26 protein-coding genes are annotated in these 18,378 nt (G+C 62.4%); 16 read left to right on the forward strand and 10 right to left on the reverse strand.

Features of this window, described 5'->3' with window-relative positions; genetic code table 11:
* Positions 1 to 251 precede the first annotated feature (251 nt).
* The 3 genes from FJ419_RS29795 to FJ419_RS29805 form a co-directional block, all read right to left on the reverse strand.
* Entirely contained in the window at positions 252 to 1,328 is a 1,077-nt protein-coding gene (locus FJ419_RS29795) for a patatin-like phospholipase family protein (RefSeq protein WP_246679426.1), read from the reverse strand.
* Between the two features lie 354 nt (positions 1,329 to 1,682).
* Complete coding sequence (gene dinB / locus FJ419_RS29800; protein ID WP_140700732.1) at positions 1,683 to 2,945, reverse strand: DNA polymerase IV; 1,263 nt, start codon at positions 2,943 to 2,945, stop codon at positions 1,683 to 1,685.
* A gap of 270 nt (positions 2,946 to 3,215) precedes the next feature.
* Positions 3,216 to 3,596 (reverse strand): cupin domain-containing protein, encoded by a 381-nt coding sequence (locus FJ419_RS29805; protein ID WP_140700733.1) that lies wholly within the window; start codon positions 3,594 to 3,596, stop codon positions 3,216 to 3,218.
* A gap of 377 nt (positions 3,597 to 3,973) precedes the next feature.
* Between FJ419_RS29805 and FJ419_RS29810 the strand changes: the two genes are divergently transcribed.
* Positions 3,974 to 4,207: a polymerase gene (locus FJ419_RS29810; protein WP_140700734.1), complete on the forward strand. Its 234-nt coding sequence runs from the start codon at positions 3,974 to 3,976 to the stop codon at positions 4,205 to 4,207.
* A gap of 51 nt (positions 4,208 to 4,258) precedes the next feature.
* Complete coding sequence (locus tag FJ419_RS29815; RefSeq protein WP_348639810.1) at positions 4,259 to 4,510, forward strand: hypothetical protein; 252 nt, start codon at positions 4,259 to 4,261, stop codon at positions 4,508 to 4,510.
* A gap of 36 nt (positions 4,511 to 4,546) precedes the next feature.
* Here the strand turns inward: FJ419_RS29815 and FJ419_RS29820 are convergent, their stop codons facing one another.
* Positions 4,547 to 5,764 (reverse strand): TadE/TadG family type IV pilus assembly protein, encoded by a 1,218-nt coding sequence (locus FJ419_RS29820; RefSeq protein ID WP_140700735.1) that lies wholly within the window; start codon positions 5,762 to 5,764, stop codon positions 4,547 to 4,549.
* 280 nt (positions 5,765 to 6,044) lie between these two features.
* On the opposite strand from FJ419_RS29820, the gene FJ419_RS29825 reads away from it, so the two are divergent.
* From FJ419_RS29825 to FJ419_RS30980, 6 genes are all read left to right on the forward strand, one after another.
* Positions 6,045 to 7,295 (forward strand): pilus assembly protein TadG-related protein, encoded by a 1,251-nt coding sequence (locus FJ419_RS29825; RefSeq protein WP_140700736.1) that lies wholly within the window; start codon positions 6,045 to 6,047, stop codon positions 7,293 to 7,295.
* Complete coding sequence (locus tag FJ419_RS29830; protein WP_246673361.1) at positions 7,292 to 7,741, forward strand: TadE/TadG family type IV pilus assembly protein; 450 nt, start codon at positions 7,292 to 7,294, stop codon at positions 7,739 to 7,741. Before FJ419_RS29825 ends, FJ419_RS29830 begins: the two co-directional genes overlap by 4 nt.
* The gene (locus FJ419_RS29835) at positions 7,731 to 8,147 is read left to right on the forward strand and encodes a TadE/TadG family type IV pilus assembly protein (RefSeq protein ID WP_246679427.1); all 417 of its coding nucleotides are present in this window, start codon (positions 7,731 to 7,733) and stop codon (positions 8,145 to 8,147) included. Before FJ419_RS29830 ends, FJ419_RS29835 begins: the two co-directional genes overlap by 11 nt.
* 70 nt (positions 8,148 to 8,217) lie before the next feature.
* Complete coding sequence (locus FJ419_RS30975; RefSeq protein ID WP_181170841.1) at positions 8,218 to 8,547, forward strand: hypothetical protein; 330 nt, start codon at positions 8,218 to 8,220, stop codon at positions 8,545 to 8,547.
* Positions 8,548 to 8,666: 119 nt separating this feature from the next.
* Positions 8,667 to 8,918, forward strand: a complete 252-nt coding sequence (locus tag FJ419_RS29845; protein ID WP_140700738.1) for a hypothetical protein — start codon at positions 8,667 to 8,669, stop codon at positions 8,916 to 8,918.
* 187 nt (positions 8,919 to 9,105) lie between these two features.
* Positions 9,106 to 10,023, forward strand: a complete 918-nt coding sequence (locus FJ419_RS30980) for a hypothetical protein (RefSeq protein WP_246679428.1) — start codon at positions 9,106 to 9,108, stop codon at positions 10,021 to 10,023.
* A gap of 654 nt (positions 10,024 to 10,677) precedes the next feature.
* Here the strand turns inward: FJ419_RS30980 and FJ419_RS29860 are convergent.
* Positions 10,678 to 11,217, reverse strand: coding sequence for a DnaJ domain-containing protein (locus tag FJ419_RS29860; protein ID WP_140700741.1), 540 nt, complete (start codon positions 11,215 to 11,217; stop codon positions 10,678 to 10,680).
* Between the two features lie 112 nt (positions 11,218 to 11,329).
* Here FJ419_RS29860 and FJ419_RS29865 point away from each other — a divergent pair, with 112 nt between their 5' ends.
* The gene (locus FJ419_RS29865) at positions 11,330 to 11,956 is read left to right on the forward strand and encodes a cytochrome b/b6 domain-containing protein (protein ID WP_246679429.1); all 627 of its coding nucleotides are present in this window, start codon (positions 11,330 to 11,332) and stop codon (positions 11,954 to 11,956) included.
* Positions 11,957 to 12,671: 715 nt separating this feature from the next.
* Positions 12,672 to 13,079, forward strand: coding sequence for a hypothetical protein (locus FJ419_RS29870; RefSeq protein WP_140541662.1), 408 nt, complete (start codon positions 12,672 to 12,674; stop codon positions 13,077 to 13,079).
* Positions 13,080 to 13,162: 83 nt separating this feature from the next.
* Here FJ419_RS29870 and FJ419_RS29875 read toward each other — a convergent pair whose 3' ends face one another.
* Together FJ419_RS29875 and FJ419_RS29880 are read right to left on the reverse strand one after the other, a co-directional pair.
* Positions 13,163 to 13,507, reverse strand: a complete 345-nt coding sequence (locus tag FJ419_RS29875; protein ID WP_246679430.1) for an exopolysaccharide production repressor protein — start codon at positions 13,505 to 13,507, stop codon at positions 13,163 to 13,165.
* Between the two features lie 282 nt (positions 13,508 to 13,789).
* Entirely contained in the window at positions 13,790 to 14,539 is a 750-nt protein-coding gene (locus FJ419_RS29880; protein ID WP_140700742.1) for a DUF1236 domain-containing protein, read from the reverse strand.
* 249 nt (positions 14,540 to 14,788) lie between these two features.
* Between FJ419_RS29880 and FJ419_RS29885 the strand changes: the two genes are divergently transcribed.
* Together FJ419_RS29885 and FJ419_RS29890 are read left to right on the forward strand one after the other, a co-directional pair.
* Positions 14,789 to 15,088: a DUF1236 domain-containing protein gene (locus FJ419_RS29885; protein ID WP_140541660.1), complete on the forward strand. Its 300-nt coding sequence runs from the start codon at positions 14,789 to 14,791 to the stop codon at positions 15,086 to 15,088.
* 215 nt (positions 15,089 to 15,303) lie between these two features.
* Positions 15,304 to 15,525 (forward strand): hypothetical protein, encoded by a 222-nt coding sequence (locus tag FJ419_RS29890; RefSeq protein ID WP_140700757.1) that lies wholly within the window; start codon positions 15,304 to 15,306, stop codon positions 15,523 to 15,525.
* 182 nt (positions 15,526 to 15,707) lie between these two features.
* Here FJ419_RS29890 and FJ419_RS29895 read toward each other — a convergent pair whose 3' ends face one another.
* Complete coding sequence (locus FJ419_RS29895; protein ID WP_140700743.1) at positions 15,708 to 16,058, reverse strand: DUF982 domain-containing protein; 351 nt, start codon at positions 16,056 to 16,058, stop codon at positions 15,708 to 15,710.
* Between the two features lie 214 nt (positions 16,059 to 16,272).
* Here FJ419_RS29895 and FJ419_RS29900 point away from each other — a divergent pair, with 214 nt between their 5' ends.
* From FJ419_RS29900 to FJ419_RS31515, 4 genes are all read left to right on the forward strand, one after another.
* A complete protein-coding gene (locus tag FJ419_RS29900) occupies positions 16,273 to 16,572 on the forward strand; it encodes a DUF1236 domain-containing protein (protein ID WP_140631697.1) in 300 nt (99 codons plus the stop codon).
* Between the two features lie 127 nt (positions 16,573 to 16,699).
* Entirely contained in the window at positions 16,700 to 16,909 is a 210-nt protein-coding gene (locus tag FJ419_RS29905) for a hypothetical protein (RefSeq protein WP_140700744.1), read from the forward strand.
* 107 nt (positions 16,910 to 17,016) lie between these two features.
* Entirely contained in the window at positions 17,017 to 17,271 is a 255-nt protein-coding gene (locus FJ419_RS29910; RefSeq protein ID WP_140541658.1) for a DUF2934 domain-containing protein, read from the forward strand.
* A 172-nt stretch (positions 17,272 to 17,443) separates the two neighbouring features.
* Positions 17,444 to 17,572 carry a hypothetical protein gene (locus FJ419_RS31515; protein WP_281405770.1) on the forward strand — a complete coding sequence of 43 codons (129 nt, stop codon included), beginning with the start codon at positions 17,444 to 17,446 and terminating at the stop codon, positions 17,570 to 17,572.
* 6 nt (positions 17,573 to 17,578) lie between these two features.
* On the opposite strand, the gene FJ419_RS29915 is transcribed toward FJ419_RS31515, so the two are convergent.
* The gene (locus FJ419_RS29915; RefSeq protein WP_140700745.1) at positions 17,579 to 17,788 is read right to left on the reverse strand and encodes a hypothetical protein; all 210 of its coding nucleotides are present in this window, start codon (positions 17,786 to 17,788) and stop codon (positions 17,579 to 17,581) included.
* A 210-nt stretch (positions 17,789 to 17,998) separates the two neighbouring features.
* A complete protein-coding gene (locus tag FJ419_RS29920; RefSeq protein WP_140700746.1) occupies positions 17,999 to 18,343 on the reverse strand; it encodes a hypothetical protein in 345 nt (114 codons plus the stop codon).
* Positions 18,344 to 18,378: the final 35 nt, after the last annotated feature.

An 18,378-nucleotide genomic window follows, 5' to 3' on the forward strand; every position in this document is an offset into this window, starting at 1 on the left:
GCCCGGACCTCCCCAAACCAGTTGGGCTTCGCATATGAATAACTTTCCCCGGACATCCCTGCCTCGTGGGGGAGATGCCCGGCAGGGCAGAGGGGGGCGCTGTCCCGCCGACGTATCAGCCGTTATCCATGCTGCCGTGCCTTTTGATTTGGCGAGCGATCCAAGCTCGAACAACGCCTCATTCCTTCGCGCCCCCCTCTGGCCGGCCGGCCACTACCCCACAAGGAGGGAGATTGGCAGTTCGAGCACCCTCAAACCTTGAAGCCACTCATCACCATCCTCGACACGCGCGCGCAGCGGCCGGGCTTCACGTCGCCCGCTTTCAGCGGCACGCCCTTGCCCGCAGCCACCGCCGGCTCGTACCAGCCGCGCAGTGCCTGGTCGGCGGCGCAATAGCCCCAGTTCACCAGATCGACCGTCTCCTCGCTGCCCAGGAAATGCAGCGAGGTGCCGATATCGGCAGGCGCGGTGGCGGCGGTCTGCACGAAGGTCGGCTCGGTCGTGTCGGGCTTGCTGGCGATCGACCAGAAGACGCCGCGCGTCGCCGCATAGCCGGGCCGGGTCGCGTCGTTGGCCAGGCCGCGATCGTCGGCGTCCTTGGCTGCCTGGAAGCGCGCCACCAGATCCCGGCGCCTGAGCGAGCGCACCTGGTTGTCGGTTGTGTCGAGCACGCGCTTCAACTGCGAGAACCAGTTCCGATAGCCCGCGCTCGAAGCCTGCCAGGGCGCGCCGGCGTCGCTGACCAGAAGCCAGCGGCAGCGTCTCAGCGCCGGCTCGATGCCGTGATTGTCGTAGACGCCGCCATCGGTGAGCACGGCGCGCCGCGGCGGCACCGGCGGGCCGACAGAGGGGTCGAGCTTGTCGTTCTTCCACGCGAAGGGCGTGAGGTCGAGCCGCAGCGGCGACAGGAAAGGCGGGAAGGCCGAGGAGGCGGCAACCGCGAGAGCCACCGGCAGGTCGGCCTGGTAGGCGACGCCGATGCGGTAGTCGGCGATGTAGCGCCGCGACATCCGGAACAGCGAGCCGGTGCCGAGATTGCTGGAGCAGAACACGAACCAGGGCTTTTCCGGCAGGCTCTTCAACATTGGCCTCGAGCCGGCAAACAGATGTTTCTGGTAGCAGGCGGCGCCTTCGCGCGCCGCGCTCGAAAACGGGTTGAGCAGGCCTTTGAAGATCGCCGGCGCGTCGAGGAAGACTTGCGAGAACTCCAGGATCCTGTCCAGATAGATATCGAAATTGGCGGCGACACCGTCGACGAAGGCGAAACGCGGCCAAAGCACCGCCAGCAGCCCGGCGGCGATCGAGCCGCCCGAGACCGAGCTTACCATGTCGAGTTTCTGGAGCAGCCCGGCCTCGTTGAGGCGACATAAAACAGCATGGCGCGGTAGCCGCCACCCGAAAGGCAGAGGCCGAGATCGTATCGCTCGGGCGCGCCGCCATCCGCGTCCGGTGGTGATCCAGCCGCAATCGGCTCCATCGCGGCCCCCTTTGCCTCTCCGGCGTCCTTAAGCCTGGCTTTGGGCAATCGAGCCCAGCACCGACATTCTTGCAAGTGGGGGAACGCGTAACTTCACAGATTGGAAATCGGCCCGTGCCGACGGACGGGAGGTTATCCGAAGCAGTCGGTACGTAGCGCACGGACGGCGCGTAGGCTTCGCCAATCTCCAATACCGCCAGCCACTCTACAACTCCTTCTCGGCCAATTCCCTAAACCCGTCCGGCACCGAGCGCGGGCCTTCCAGCGCCACCGTGCCGTAGCCGACCGCTTCCTTGCCGAAGCGCTGGCGGATCTTGTCCACTGCCCGGTCGGCGCCGAAGCGCGCGAGACCTTTGCGGCTGCCGGGCCTCAGCTTCTCGTCCGCCAGCCCGAGCGGCAGTTCGAGCTGCAGCTCGGCATGCTCCTCCAGATGCGAGACGGAGATGGCGAGCAGCGAGATGTCCTTCTCGCCCGGATGGGCGGCAAGCACGCCGCGCACCAGTTCCTCGGCGATCTCCGCCAGCATCGCGGTCGCCTGGATCGGCTGGTCCAGCGTGATCGAGCGGCTGACTGCGCGCAGATCGGCGAAGCGAACCCGCACCGTCACCGTGCGCCCGGGCCGGTCCTTGGCGCGCAGGCGGCTAGCGACGCGGTCGGCCAGATGCAGCAGCGTCGGCACGAAGACGCGTGGCACTGCCGGCTTCCTGCCGAGCGCCGATTGCGCGCCGGCAGAATGCGCGCGGCGGTGTGCCTCGAGTTTTCGCGGGTCGCGGTTCCAGGCGAGCGCGGCAAGCTTCTGGCCGGCGGCGTGGCCGATCAGCCGCTCCAGCGCGCCGCTATGGGTGCGCGCCAATTGCCCGATCGTCTCGACGCCGATCTCGGCCAGCCTGGCCTTGGTCGCCGGACCGACACCCCACATCAGCGTGACAGGCAGGTCGTGCAGGAAGGCGAGCTCGCTGCCGGGCTCGACCACCACCAGCCCCTCGGGCTTGGCCACCTGCGAGGCGATCTTGGCCAGATGCTTCGTCCGCGCCACGCCGATCGAGATCGGCAGACCGAGCTCGGTCTTCACCCGCTCGCGGATTTTTCGCGCGATCTCTTGCGGCGATCCGAACAGATGCGTGCAGCCGGCGACGTCGGCAAAAGCCTCGTCGATCGAGATGCGCTCGACCGCCGGCGTGAAATCGTCGAGCACCTCGATCGCGGCGTCGCCGAGGCGCTGGTATTCGGAAAAATGACCGCCGACGAAAATGAGCTGAGGGCACAGCTCGCGCGCTTTGCGGCCCGGCATGCCGCCGCGCACGCCAAAGATCTTCGCCTCATAGGAAGCCGCCAGCACCACGCCCCCGCCGACGGCGATCGGCTTGCCACGCAATGACGGATCGAGCAGCTGCTCGACCGAGGCGTAGAAGGCGTCGAGGTCGGCATGCAGGATGGTGGCGGCCGCGGCGGTGTTCGTGGCGGCCATCGCACGCTCCCATGGCCATTTGTGTGGCATTGCAGCATTAGCTGCGTCTTTTGTAAGGGGAATTAACGGAACATAAAGAGAACAAAAGAAGCTCTCTGTCAAGCCACCACGCTTGGCCGTGCAGGTTTCCACAACTGGGGGCGCAGCCACAGATAGAACGCCGGTTGTGCGCGTGACCTTTGCGCGGGAGACGTCGCCGCAGGCTGAGGAGGGATCGCCTCACGAGGCGATCCCTCCTTCGCTTCTGAACGTAAATTGCGACTGTCTGCGCTATGCCGGCTTGGCGTATTGTTCGGCGCTCAGCACCTCGATGCATTGGAACGGCTGGTTGCCTTCCACCCAGGCGTCGTGGCCGGGCGGAATGGTGTAGGAAGTGCCGGCCTCGATGGTCTTTTGCGTGCCGTCGGTCATCCGTACGGTGATCGAGCCGGACACGGCATAGCCGACATGCGAGACCTGGCAGCTGTCGGTCTTGACCACCGGCTTCACGCATTCGGACCATTTCCAGCCCGGCTGCATGTTCATCCGCCCGAGCGTATAGCCCGGCAGCCGCACGATCTCGACACGCGTCTTGGCAGGCGCGCGGACCTCGTCGGGATTGTTGTGCGATTTGGATTCGAGTTTCGTCACCTTCATTGCAACTTCGGCCATGGTATCCCTCCCATGTGTGAAGCGGCGCCTGACGTTGCGATCGTCGGCGACCGCGACTGTATTCATAAGCCTTATTATGAGCGATTGCTAATTAATTGAGGCGACCGCGAGCTCAGCCGAATGCTTGGCGCATGTCGTGGGAGGCTGATATTCCGACCCTCGGGCGACGGTCCCGGGCCAGCTTCGGACCGAAGTCCCATCGCACGAGCGCAGAGGCCCGAGACGCCTGTTTTCACGAAACAACGACGGCACCAAAATCATTGGCTAGCAAGCCGCCGGACAAAGTCCCTTCATCGGCGGTTGACCACGGCGTGCCCGCTATTCCTGCGATATGGCGGGCACGCCTTTCCCTGAAACCGCTCCTGGAGTTGCCGGCCGTGCAACCCGGTAAGATGATCGCCAATCTGTTTGCCGCGCTGCTTCTGGCCGGCCTGGTCGGCGGCGTCTTCTTCGTCTTTGGCAGGCCGCTCTGGCCCGAGCGCCAGGCTCGTATGGTGATCCTTCTTCCGGTCGATACGATTGCGACCGGATCGCTGCGCCGAACCTGCCTCGAGCCATGCCTGCCGGCCCGCTTCGATCTCAAGCGCGCGCCCGCCAGGCCGCGCGGATGAAGCCGGGCGCGGGAACCAGTCCGCGCCCCGGGCCGTTGACGGAGCGAAGGGATGGCGCTGGCGGAGGCCGCCATGGATAATTTCGACCTCATCGATCTTCTGTGCGTCATCGACGCCTGCGTGAGCGACCGTTCGGCCGGCCGTATCGTGCCGATGTCGAGGGCCGTCGAGGAGTTGCGCGTCCTGACCGGCGATTTCGTCTCGTCGGATGAGGACGCGGCCAACGCCTTGACGCAGGTCGCGCTCAAGCGCGGCTGCGCCGTGCTCTTCGACGAGCGAGCGGGCGCGGATATTGTCGGTTAGGCGCAATCTCCTCCTCCTGGCGGAGGAGGTTGGCGCTCATTTCGCCAGGGTGATCATCCGGCCCGCATACGCTGTCCGGCCTCCGAGTTCGGCCGTGCAATCCGATTTCACGGCCGAGTTCCCCGTCATCGAGATCGTATCGCCGACCAGCCGTAGGCAACTGCCCTGAGCGTTCATGTCCGAATTCCCGGCATAGGTGATGACGGCGTCCGGGGCGTAGATAAAGCCGCTGACCATGGAGCCAGATCCGCCGTTCAGCGTCAGCGCCTGGGTGTTGCCGCGAGCCTGGTAGATGGTGATCCCGGCGTAGGGCCCGCTGGTGGGCGGCGACAGGTTCACCTGCTCGTTGGCGTTGATATAGAGTTGTGAATTCTCCATCAGGAAGATCGTCACGCCCTGGCCGCTCAGGCTGCCGTTGCCGCCCGGCTTTATGGTGACGTTGCGCATGATGTAGGTGCCCGGATTGAGGGTTATCTTTCCCGACAAGGTCTTGTCGCAATAGGTGCCCGGCGAGAGCGTCACTGTTTTGCCATTGGGCACCGGCAGGCAGAGCGTGTAGGCGGGAGGAACGACGTCGGCCAGCGGATCGAACGAAGCATACTGGTTCTCATGCGGCGCGCCGCAGGAAAGCGTGGCGTTCGGCGGGGTCAGCCCTTGCGTGCCGCCGACCGTCGAGACGCAGCCGGCGCTGAGGATCGCCGAGCCGCCGCGGTTGACGGCGTCGGGCGCGTCTGAATTGGCCGCGATCACGCAGCCGTCCATCGCCACATTGGTCGAGCCCTGCAGGTTGACCGCGCCGCCGGCATGCTGATCGAGCGCGAGCACGCAGGCTTGCGCGCCGGGTTTGAGCTTGACCGAGGCGGTGCGCGTCGCCTGCCAGGCCGGCATGCCGCTGATGAAGGCCGGCCGGCTGACGCTCGACGACAGCGAAATGAAATAGGCGCCCGGATCGCCGCTCGCGCTGGCTTGGAAGGCGGCGAGGCTGCCCGATAGCTCCTGCGCGTCGGCTGCGCTCATATTGGCGGCGAAGAAGGTCTGGCCGAGTTGCTGCACGTCGCTTGCCGACATGCCTGGCAGGTATTTCGTGCCGATCGCCAAGCCGGCCGCGTCCAGCGAGTTCTGCAACCGCGCGGCGTCGTCGCTCGTGCCTATCAGGTCGACGGATGCCGCCACGCCAAGCATAAGCGGCACCATGGCGACTGCGGCCGCGATCGCAAAGTTGCCGCGCCTCGATGCCAAAAACCGTCTCAACATGGAGCCCATCCTCGCAGATCTGCGAGATGTGATATGCGCGCCGTCTCTACGGGCGATTTCCAAAATAGATAAAATGCAGAAAGAGCTAAAATGCACGGTTTTACCGGCACTTATGCCTTAAGTCCGAGGTTATCTAGGCCTTAAGTCTTAGTGCGCGCGGCGCAAGGTGGGGGCAGCGGAGCGCTAGGGTCCCACCGGCAAAAATCGAACGAAATAATTAGGCATTCGTTCATATGGCAATGATGACCTGACGACTGGGATAGCTTGGGCGCGCTTGGCCATGGCCTTTTCGGGTCGTTTCTTCAGACAGTTTTTTTCTCGACTTTTTTTTCGACGCTTTTGCGAAGGCAAGGGCGGCAATGTCGCCACCATTTTCGCGCTCACCCTGCCGGTCGTCGTCGGCGGCGCCGGGCTCGGCGTCGAGACCTCCTATTGGTACTATTCGAGCCTGAAGCTGCAGGCGATCGCCGACGCGGCCGCCTATGCCGGCGCGTTGGAAAAGATCGCCGGATCCAATACGGATGCCATCACCGCCGCCGCCGCGTCATCGGCCGCCTCGAATGGCCTTGGTGCGGGCACCATCGTCGTCAACACCCCGCCAGCGTCGGGACCGAACACGGCCAAGAAGGCGGTCGAGGTCATCCTCAACCAGGATCTCGACCGGATCTTCACGTCCATCTTCACCCAGACAAAGGTGCCGGAGCGGGCGAGGGCGGTGGCACTTATCACCGACGCTTCGAAAGCTTGCGACATAGCTCTCAGTCTCACGGCTTCGCAGGCGTTGCTCTTCTCCGGCAGCACCGACGCGAAGAAAATCGGCTGCGTTGACATGGCGAATTCGAACGCCTCCGACGCAATCAAGATCCAGGGCTCGGCGGCTGTCCAGACCGACTGTCTGATCAGCGCCGGCGGCATGGTGCTGAACAATCCGCCAACTATGGTCTGCAAGGCCCCGATCACCCAGGCGTTGCCGGCGGCCGACCCGTTCGCCAGCTTGCCGGCTCCCGCGACCACGAGCCCATGCCAGAAGATCAACGGCAACAAGACGACGCAAACGATCCAGCCCGGGACCTACTGCAGCGGCATGAGCCTCAACGGCAATATCACGCTTTCCCCCGGTGTATACGTCGTCCAGGGCGACATGAAGATCAACGCGGGCGCCGTCATCCAAGGCAGCGACGTTACGATCTTCATGGCCGGCAGCAACACTGTCAGCATGAACGGCAACGCCACCGTGACGCTGGCCGCCCCGACCACGGGCACCTATTCGGGCGTGCTGTTCTACGGCGACAGGACCGGCACGGCGGCGCAAAGCACTTTCAACGGCACCGCGACCTCGCTTTTGACCGGCGCAATCTATTTTCCCAGGCAACAGGTCAACTATCTCGGCAATTTCTCGGGCGTGAATGGCTGCACACAGGTCGTTGCCGATACCATCCAGTGGTCGGGCAACTCGACCATCAACCAGGACTGCTCGAGCCTCGGGATGAAAGACATCCCGGCCGCTCAGTCGGTCGCGGTGGTCGAGTGAAATCCGCTGCCCGTCGATTGATGCCGGCCATTCGCGATGAATCGGGCATCGCCGCGGTGGAACTCGCGTTTGTCTTGCCCGTCCTATGTGCGGCGTTGCTCGGAATCATGGACGGTTGGTCCTATGTCAACGGTTCGCTGTCGATGCGCGCCGGCGTGAAGACGGCGGCCAACCTCGTGATGGCTGGCTCCGCTGACGACAGCGCGACCCAGACTGTCGCGCTGGCGAGCTGGGAGAACAAGCCTTCCGACGCGCAGGTTACGATTAGTCGCATCTACAAGTGCGGGACCACCGTGGTCGATGCGTCGACCTTATGCAGTGGACCGAAGGCGCCGTCCGTCTACGTCCAGATTCAGGCATCCGGCACCTGGATCCCGCCCTTCACCTTTGGTCCATACCCAGACAACACCGCGATCGGCCATGTGCAGGTGGTCCGTGTGCGCTAAACGAAGACTCCGGCTTTCGGCATTTGCGGCCAATGAGGCGGGCGGCGCCGGTCTCGAATTCGCGCTGGTCGCGCCTTTTCTCATCATGCTCCTGTTCGGCATTTTCGCCTTCGGCTGGTCGATGAACAGCGTATCCAGCGTGCGCTACGCGCTCGAAGCCTCGGCGCGCTCCCTGCAGCTCAACAACACGCTGACGCAGGCCGACATCCAGGCCGTCGCCACACAGAAGCTTCAGGCACTTGGCCTGCGGAATGTGAACGTCACCATCAACACCGATCCGGCGAGCGGCGGGTTCCGCATGGCACACGTCAACGCCAGCTATGCCTTTGTCATCAGCTTTCCCTATTTCAGCAATTACCCGATCAGCTACACCACCTCGGTGACCGTGCCCCTGGTCGGCGGCTAAGGGACGAACGGATGTATCTTAGGATTCTCTAAAAAGCTGCAAGGCTGGCGCCAGCCAGGAATGCTAGGGATTGCTGTCATCCAATATCAGGAGCGCAGCCATGACCTCTCTTGTTGGAAGCCAGCACGGCCCAGGCGCCGTGCATCAAGCGAGCAGACCCCAGGCGTCGGAAACTTTCCCGGGCAAGCGCGCCGAAAGCGTCGGCCACCTCGCGAAAGCCTCGGTTTTCGAGACGGACATCGGCGAGCCGAATGCCCAAGGAAAATCCGCGTCCCGGATCGCCCGGATGGACCTGACCGTGCTTTCCCCGACCGGTTCAGGCGAAGGTCAGGAGCCGGAGACGGCAACCGACACGCCGATCGAGACTGATGGCACGGAAGATCCAAATCCTTCCGCTTGATGGCCGGCAAAAAGCCGGGCCCGCTTATGCCTGGTGGCTAGCAGCCTTCCGTTGTGGTTTTCATCTGGCCGGGAGCGTTGGATTTGGCGCTCGTGTCCTGTTGGCCAGGGGCCGCCTGCTTGGCACTGCCGGTCTGCTGCCCAGGCGCGCAGTCCTTCGCTGAATTCGAGTTGGTCGAGTTAGTCGTGGTCGTGTCTGTGCTCTGGCTGCTGGGCATCGTCGTTGTTGTGGATGACGAAGTCGACGACGTGCCCGACGACGTTCCCGATTGGGCCGTAGCCAGACCACAGGACAAAGCAACAAAAGCGGCAACGAGAAGAATTCGTTTCATGGTGACTGTCCTTTTAGGCAACGTCCCTTCGCTTGTTTAACCCCGACCTTTCGGCAGGGTTCCAAAGGCGCAGGTGATCCGATTGCAGGGGTTTTCGCGGCGGCAATTGCCTCTTGGGACCATGGTCTGGCGAGACAAGGGCCTTCTTTGTTCCAAACGGCCCACGAAGGTTCGGCCCTTTGTATTTCCGTTAAATTTCAATGTGTTAAGGAGAGTTTTCGCGAGAATTGCCGGGCGATGGCAGCTATGCTCTCATTTCGCGACCGCAATTGCTTAAAGTTTATCCGACGTCATTAGGAAATTCTCATAAGAGGCTGCCTAGCGGTTGGGCGATAGTGACGATTTATCTGCGGAGAAGCACAATGACATTGCGAACGACACTTCTGACATCCCTTGCTATTCTCGCGCTCGCGGCCGCCCCCGCGCTTGCCGGCGGTAACGGCGGCGGCCACGGCAATGGCGGCAGCCATGGCGGCGGCAACGGAAACGGCGGCGGTAACGGAAACGGCAATGCCGGTGGCAACGGCAAAGGCGACAGTGGCGCCTCGCATGGCAAGTCAGCTTCGGCGAGCGGCCACAACAAGGGCACCGACAGCACGTCGGACGACAGCTCGACCGACGACACCACGACTGCCGCGACGCCGAAAGAGAAAAACCTTCACGCCAAGCTCGGCCGGCTGAACTCGCTGCAGCGCAACATCAACGCCTATATGAATTCCAAGAGCAAGAAGTTCGCCGGCATTCAGGCCTATGTGACGCAGGCCGCGGCGGCGCAGAATGCACAGGCCGCGCTTGAGGCGGCAAACGACAAGCTGGCCGCCGACCAGGCCACCCTGGCGACACTCGAGACAGAGCTGGCCACGGCGCAGGCGGATTCGAACACTCCGCCGGATACCATCACCGACCTCGAAAATCAGATCACCGCGCTGAACGATACGATCAGCACCACTGACGCCCAGGCGATCACCGATGCTCAGGCAGCGGCTGACAATGCACCGGCTCCCACCAATGAGTCCTTGGACGCGGCCCTTGCCGACATGGCCAACAAGCCGGTCGACGCCGACGTCACCGCCTGGGCCAAGGATACTTTGGCGGGCAAGATCGACGCGCAAGCCGCGGCCACGGCGACAACCACAACCCCATAAGGCCGGAAGAACCGACCGGAGGGCGAGCGAAAGCCGCCGGGCCTCGCCCGGCGGTTTTCTTTGGTGGCAGGGCGACGGGCGCGGCGCGCCGAGCCAATTTCGGCAGTGCGCCGGAGCTCAGTCGCCTTGTATTCGATGGCGCACAACGCCCAGTAGCACTGCACAGGGATTTTGACCGGTCGGCTCTGTTTGCGTGGCAGGTGGGCATGCGTTGGAGATTGGCCGAAACGCCCATCGCGATCGTCATTCCAGGGCGGAGCAGGAGCGAAGCTCCGTCGCGAAGACCCTGGAATCCATGCCGTTACCTTCGCCAAGGAATGCAACGGAGCAGAATTCCGCACCGAGGCGGCGCTTCCAAGTCACGGCATGGATTCTATGGTCTGCGCGCGTCGCTTCGCTCCTTGCTCCGCCATAGAATAACGACGTTGGGGCGGCTTCAACCAATCCCCGGCGTTTGCGCTGATTTCACGGAAATGAACGGAAAATCCTGCACCAGACAAACGGCAACCTTTCAAAATCCCGGCGTCGGGGAACTAGTCACTGACGCTGTTCTTGTCCTCCATGGCGCATGGCATGTAGCTGTTCCTTCATCGTGCCCGCCGCTGGTTCAGGCCAGCAGGCGGGCCTTTGACGATCAGGGCAACGCAGACCGGCTCATTCGGCGTGATTGAGCAGGCGGGTGGCATCAGGGCGATCTCTCTGATTGACCGCGGCGTGATCTATGCCTTCCACGGTGATCGCGAACGTGCCGTTCTCGGTCCTGCCGATGAAGCCCTTCGCCTTGAGGTACCACAGGTGGAACTCCAGATGCTCGCGAGGGCAACCGGACAGGCGCTCGAGTTCGTCGTCGCCGATGCCCGGATTGTTGACGTCCCGCCGGCGCCTCACATAGAGAAGCGACAGCAGATTGGCCTGGATGACGGAATCCCGCTCCATGCCACCGCCGTCGCGCGCTCCTTCCGTGAGCTCGTGACGAAGGCCGAGATGCTCGCGGTAAAGGATGTCGTATTGAGCCCGTTTGACCGCGTCGCGGAGCGTATTGTGGGCTTCAACGATCTCGCTGAAGCGCGATTCATTGCCGGTTTCCCGATTGTCCGGGTGATAGCGCATGGCAAAGTAGCGGAAGATCCGCTCGATGGTCTCGGAATTGGCGTTCGGGCTTATTTCCAGAAGTTCGTAGTAGTCGATGAACATGTAATCGCGCTTCCGAAATTACGGAAACCACTCCCCCGATTCCAAGCATTGCCCAAATGCTGCGCGCTTGCAAGGCGCCGGTCCCGGTCTCGAACCGCCAAGGCCGGCGCGAATGCCCGCCATACGAAAATGTAACGTTGCGGCCACAATTGCGGGAGCTTTCGAGCCAAATTCGGCCATCGTCCTCACGACTATTCAACAACGTGAAGGCGTGGGACGCCTTGTATTCAGGGGAACGGACGCGATGGAAACCAGACATGGATATTCAATTTTTCAGATCGCGCTGCATTGGCTGATTGCAGCGCTGGTTTTATTTCAGCTCTTCTTCGGTGAGAGCATGACGGTCGTCGTGGACGCCGCCGAAGACGGCCAGCCGGTATCGGCCACCGACCAGGCACTGGGCTCAGCTCATTACTGGGTCGGCCTGTCCGTTCTTGCGCTTGTGCTTGTTCGACTGCTCCTCAGGCTGGCATCCGGCGCGCCGGCCCCCGCCGGTCATGGATCGAGATGGATGCGGGTCGCCGCGCATGTATCGCACGGCCTGTTCTATGTGCTGTTGCTGGCGACGCCGGCAATCGGGCTTCTTGCGTTCTATCTGGGCGATCCTTGGGGTGACATTCATTCGCTTGCCAAGCCGGCATTCATCGTGCTGATCGCCGTCCACGTCGTGGCGGCGCTCTACCATCAGTTCTGGCTGAGGGACGGGACGCTGAAGCGCATGCTTTCGCCCGCCGGCTGACCGGGGCGATGTGCTGGCCGGCGGCGTCTTGTGTCAGATGGCCGATCGGCGAAGGCTGGCGGCCGCGTGTCGGAAAAACCTTTGCCCCGTTGCGGTGGGATAAATTCCGGGCTCTATTACGTTAGCTCTGCTTGGAATTCAGGTGGCAACCTGGATGGAGCCGACCTCAAGCCCGGCTCCCTTTTCGGCTCGCTTCGAAGGAGGCGAGCCATTTTTTTCAAAACCGCCGCCAAACCTCACGGCAGCGACGCCGACCTAGTGGCACTGCACAGGGATTTTGACCGGTCGGCTCCGTTTGCATTGGCAGGTGGCATGGGTTGGAGATTGGCCCAGCGCGATCGTCATTCCAGGGCGGAGCAAGGAGCGAAGCGACGCGCGAAGACCCTGGAATCCATGCCGTTACCTTCGCCAGGACGTGCAACGGAGCAGAATTCTGCACCGTGGCAGGGCTTCCAAGTCACGGAATGGATTCTATGGTCTGCGCCGCGTCGCTTCGCTCCTTGCTCCGCCATAGAATGACGAGGGTTGGGGCGGCTTCAGCCAATCCCCAGCGTTTGCGCTGACTTTCACGGACATGAACGGAAAATCTCACACCAAGACAAACGGCAACCGTCATAATCCCTGTGCAGAGCTACTAGGTGCGTCATGGCTAATATGGCTTGCACGATGTAGACTTCACAGAGTCGGATCTGCAAAGGCATTGGGAGGACAACAAATGCCACGGGTATCGGAACTCTTCTTCAAGACGGCCATCGTCTTTCTCATCCTGGGCGTCGCCGCCGGACTGCAGATGGCGATTTCGGGCGATCACGGTGCCTTTCCGGCGCATGCTCACATCAACCTTCTTGGCTGGGTCACCAGCGCCATCTTCGGCGGCTACTATGCGCTCAACCCGGCCAAGGCCGAGCGCCGCATCGCCATGATCCATTACGGCCTCTATACGGTCGGCATCGTGATCATGCTGCCAGCGCTCTACTGGATGCTGGCGGGAGGCCACCCGGAGATCGAGCCGGTCGTGGCGATCGGCTCGCTGATCGTGGCCGCCGCGGTGCTGGTCTTCGGCCTCGTCGTCTTCTCGTCCCCAGAGACGGTGCGCTCAACGACGGCTGCCGCCACCCGCTGAGGATCCGTCCCTCATAGCCGAGCGGCTTTTGCGCCGCTTGGCCTTCCGCGCCAGGCTATTCGACGCGCTTGTCTGCCTGTGGCTCAGGGTAACCTTGGAAACAGGCGCGACAGCAGCGCCTGGATGATGCCGTCCCGCTCGAACGGGCCGGGCAATTTGGCGGGCGAAGCAGCGCCATCGCTCGACTTGGCCTCGTCGGTCGCGCCTTCGCGCTGGACGAGCCACAGCACCGCTGCGAAATAGCCCACCTGCAGGATGACGGCGGCAAGCACTGTCCAGCCCAATGCCGCCCAGACAGATCCCGTGGATGCAAACATCCAACCGAGGACCATCAGAAGCGTAACCACCATTCCCACAAGAAACTGCGGAAAATACATCTGCCCATTCGAGCGCCGCGACCCCGTTCGGTCAACGACGATCTCGCCCATATCTCTACCCATTTTGACCCATGCACCTTTTCCGGGTGGACCGCAAGCTTGAACGATTTGCCGGCGGCCCCATTGCCCTTTCGTCCGATCCTGACAGGGACGACGGACGCAGGACTTCCGTTGTGACAACTGGGAATTGCGCCGGATCGTTCCACGGCCGACGACATTCTAGTCATGCCTGATGGACCACAGTGCATGCGGGCAACCGCCTGCTGTTTTGACGCCTCTTCGCAAAGGAAGGCCCGCCACCTGGGCGGGCCTTTGTCCACTATGCTGACTGGATCAGCTCAGGATCACTACGATCTTGTAGGTGTCCGGGTCGACGATGACGATGCGCCCATCGGCCAAGACGAAATACTCATAGTCTTCATAAGCCGGAACGATCTTGACGATCCGGGCCGGCAGACGGTGCAGACGCACCTTATGGCGCGGCACCTCGACGCCGACGGAGATGTCGAAGCTGACGTCGCGAACCGGTTCGACATGGCTCTCATGAATGACCTGCGTGATCTGCGTCTTCTGTTCCACCGTCACGTTATTGATCGACGCCGTCTTGTTCTGGTCGGTCTCGACGTTGGTGTTGCCCTGGGCGTTCTGCTGGGTGGTCGTACCGGTCTTGCCCTGGGCGTTCTGCTCAGTCTGCATCTTGGTGGTGCCCTGGGCGTTCTGCTCGGTGCTGGTGCCAGTCTTGCCCTGCGCCTGCTTCTTCTTCTTCAGCTGTGTATTGTCCTGGGCGTTCTGCTCAGTATTGGCGCCTGACTGACCCTGAGCCTGCTCGTCGGTCTTCATCTTGGTCTTGCCTTGAGCCTGCTCTTCGGTGTTTGCGCCGGCCTTGCCCTGGGCGTTCTGCTGGGTTTGCGACTTCATCTCACCCTGGGCCTGGCCGCCCGTCTTGCCGCCCTTTTGGCAATTGGCCGTGCCGGCCGTGCAATTATTGTCGCCGCCGCTCGGCTGCGCGGACTCGGTCTGCGCCATCGCGGCGCCGCAACCGACGCCGAGCGCGATCATGCTTGTGATCAGCAGATGTTTCATTGGATTTCTCCTCGGAAAGTCGGTCCCTTCGGATGGGTAACCCAGCCCGAAACGCATTGTTCCGAAATTGGTGCCACGGTCGGAGGCGATGGTCGCGGAACACGGCGGCAGTTGTTTTTGCAGGCGCCGGTCCAGTTTTGCAGGAACAAGGGTAGGCGAACGGCGTTACGGCAATGCCGACCCGCTGTGGAAAATCGCAGGCGCAGCATTCAGGCGATTCGATTCAGATCCACATAGGAGAGACGACCAATGAAAATGCACCTCACCTCCGCCGCCGCTGGCTTCCTGCTTCTTGCTGGCATTGGCGCTGCTGCCGCGCAGGATGTCGTGATCGCGCCGGAGCAGGAAACCGTGATCAAGGAATACGTGCATAAACAGCCGTTGGCCTCGGTCAAGATTCCGGGCGTCGAGCTGAACGTCGGCAGCACGCTTCCCGATACGGTCGAATTACACGAAGTGCCGAACGTGAAATACCGTTACGTCGTCGTCGATAACCGGACGGTGATCGTCGACCCCGGTACCCGCAAGATCGTCAAGGTCCTCGATTGATCGATAGCGCACCAAATCGGATGGCCCGACGCCCGATTACGGCGACGGGCCGTTAACCGATTATTATTTTGTTACCATGTGCTAACGGAACCTTCCCTCAGCGCTTGAGTTAGCGGCTCTGGTTCACGTTGTCTCATAGACACCACAAACCAGTGGCAACGTGATACGGGCGGTGGCGAACAAGTACGGGCGGGGCGAGGAGGAGTTTGACCAACATGTCGAAACGAGAAATCGGAACATCCCGTTCGCTCGGGATGCGTGTTGCCCATCTCAAAGCCAGGATGCAAGACGCCCGGATCACCGAACATGAGATGAAGGCTTTCCAGAAGGTCGCGGCGATCATGGGGGGCGGCGAGGGCTCCCTACGCATTGAGGCCGACGATCTGATCGCCGCGTCCTTCGTTGCCGAGGGGCTGGGCGAATCGGCGCCGAACTGACAGCGGCCACCAGTCGAGATCCCGGATCGATTCAGCCGACCGTCAGCCGGAAGGCGGCGGTCTGCAGGCAAAATGGACGCCGGGAGGCGCCCGGCTTGCTCCCAGGATCAGCCGGCCAAATCCCAAAGCTTGCAGGACAACGCCGATCGCATGGCGTGAGTCCGAACGCGTCGAGGCTGGGCCTAGCCAGGCATGTGCCGGTTTGGTGCCCGGCTTTCGCGCGCCCGGATTCGCCTGATCTTCGCTTCGCGCAACACCGCGACGGGATCGGCGCCTGTCCATTCGATCCCGGCCTTCCGCGCGAAGGCCAGGAACGCCTGCCGCGCCTTGTCGACATCGATCTCGCCGCTCCGCGCCGCCTCGCAGGCGCGGAATGCGTTGGCGTAGCTGCCGCCCCGCATGGCCTGCGGCCATTCCTTGAGAAAGTTCTGCATCGCGGTAAGAGAGGCGATCTCGCGCTTGAAGCCGGCACCCACCGCGATGGCCACGGGGGGCCGAAGTTCGATGTCGCTTCTGATGGAGCCTTCCTGCATGACTGCGGCATCCTTTGGATTTCAAAGACTTGGGCAGTTTCAATGCCTTCCAATGCGGAGCCGATGCGAAGGTTCCGCCAAATCAATTAGTCGCCGCTGACGGAACAACACCCTGCCGGCGGCGTTTGCCCCGGGAGCTCCCATGTTCGATCTGCTCGTGTTTCCGCCCCTGCGGAGGCAGGGCGGAGCTCACCAACGCAACAGGAGAGAAACGATGAAAACCACCCTCATTCCAGCTGTCGCCGGCCTGGCTCTGATGGCCGGCATCGGCATCGCGGCCGCGGACGAGGTGATCATCACCCCCGAGCAGCAGACCGTGGTCAAGGAATATGTTCACAAGCATCCGATCGCCTCGGTCAATGTGCTCGGCCTTGAGCTTGGCGTCGGCTCGACCGTGCCTGACACCGTCGAGTTGCAGCAGGTTCCGGACGTCCAGTACCGCTATGCGGTCGTCAACGACCATACGGTGCTGATCGATCCCGGCACGCGCCGCGTTGTTCAGGTGATCGAGTAGATCCAGCCTTGGAAGAGCCCGGTCCTCCGAAGCACTGGGCAAGGATCGGGCTCTTTTCGCATCCGGGCATAAGGCCTAAGATAGGCAGTGGTTTGGGAGGCAACGAAGCGCGGAAGGAGTCGTTGCCATGCATCATCCACACGTCGAATCACCTGACATGGCACGCCAAGTCGACAAGCTTTTGGCCGAGCATAGGACTGGCCTGCTGTCGATGCACGAGGCAATCACCCTGCTGCGCCAGCGCACGGGGACCGACCGCTCTGACGCGGATTTAGCCGGATTGATTACAAAAAAGGCAGCGCATCTGGGCATCGCGGTCGTCACCGACGGACACTGAGCGAAATTGCCGTCCAGGTCGGTCGCTTATTCGTGATAGCGAAGACGTCACGCGAAAATTCGGCTAATGTTCGCGCCGGGGAACCGTCCCAACATCAGGAGGCGACAGTGACGGACGATAAGCACGAACGCATTCGCCAGCGCGCGCACGAGATCTGGGAGCAGGCTGGCCGGCCCGAAGGCGCCCACATGGAGCATTGGGACCAGGCGGCCGCCGAGATCGATGCGGCCGGCAAGCCGAAAGCCAAGAGCCCGAAAAAGGCCGCTGCCGCCAAGGCCGACAAGCCGAAAGCGGCCAAGGCGGAGAAGCCCGCCAAGGGCCCTGCCAAGGCAAAGTCCCCCTCCAAGAAGACCAAGGGCTGACCGCCAGCCAAGGCCTGCACCCCTTTCCACCGGATCATGTGACGGTGCGACGCTCCGTGTGAGGACTGTGCCCGAAGGCTATGCCGACCATGCGAAAAGTCGTCTTGATCATGACCATGTCGGTCGACGGATATGTTGTAGGGCAACTGGGCCAAGCCGGCCAAGCCAATGCTTGGGCATCACCGGGACCGCGGTGCTGAGCGAAGGCTTCGACCATGGCGGCCGGCTGACCGGCACGCTCGGCGTCGCCTTCGCCGGCAGTCACGTGGGCAGCAATGCGGGGCTGCAGTTCAGCTGGTAGGAAAGGTTATTGCCTCCCTTGCTTTCCGGCGTATCGCGCGACCGCGCAGAGAAAGGCAAGCGCTGCCATGTCGCAAGCTGCGCGTGACGGCGCCGGACCCTTGGCGAAAAGGACCGCATCGGCAACCGGGACCGTCAGGCCATGCTTGCGGGCGAATGAAGTGACTTCGTAGGGCTGATCGTCAGGCTGTATGCCGATGTCGATTTGCTGGTCCATCAAAACGAATTCCTCCCTGGTATACGGCTTTACCCTCCTTCGCCTGCGTAGAATTAACGCCCGGCCGCTCGCCCGCGTCCACCAATTGGCGATTGTGTGAAACGATGCATTTTTCGACCCGCTGAGCCAAGGGTTGCAGCGGCATGATTGTTCGCTTTTCGGGCGACTCGGATTCCTTCCCTTCTACGATGGAAGAGGTGAGAACGCGCCTCACCATGCATCGCTCGAGCGGGCGAACCTCACCCCCGCGGCGATCATCGCGCTTTCGCATTCGCTGATCAGCCTGAGGTTGCGCAAATACCGCGCCGCCGTCTCCGGCAGCCAGGCCGCACACGCCTTGACATAGACGCGGCCGTGCACCAGCGCGCCGGTCGAAAGCCGCTCGTTCTTTTCGGCGATCACTTTCAGATATTGCCGGATAAAGCGGATGTCGTCGGCGATGTCCTGGCTGGCCATGCGCCAGGCGCCGGCAAGGCGTTCGCGCTCGGCGAGCGGCAAAGGCGACAACAACGGGTGGGAGAGGTCGGCAAAAGCGGCATGGTTCGCGGTGTTCAAGCAAATTCCCTCAATGGAAGGGAAATATCGTACTT

The organism is Mesorhizobium sp. B2-6-2, assembly GCF_006440615.1.
Taxonomy (GTDB): Bacteria; Pseudomonadota; Alphaproteobacteria; order Rhizobiales; family Rhizobiaceae; genus Mesorhizobium.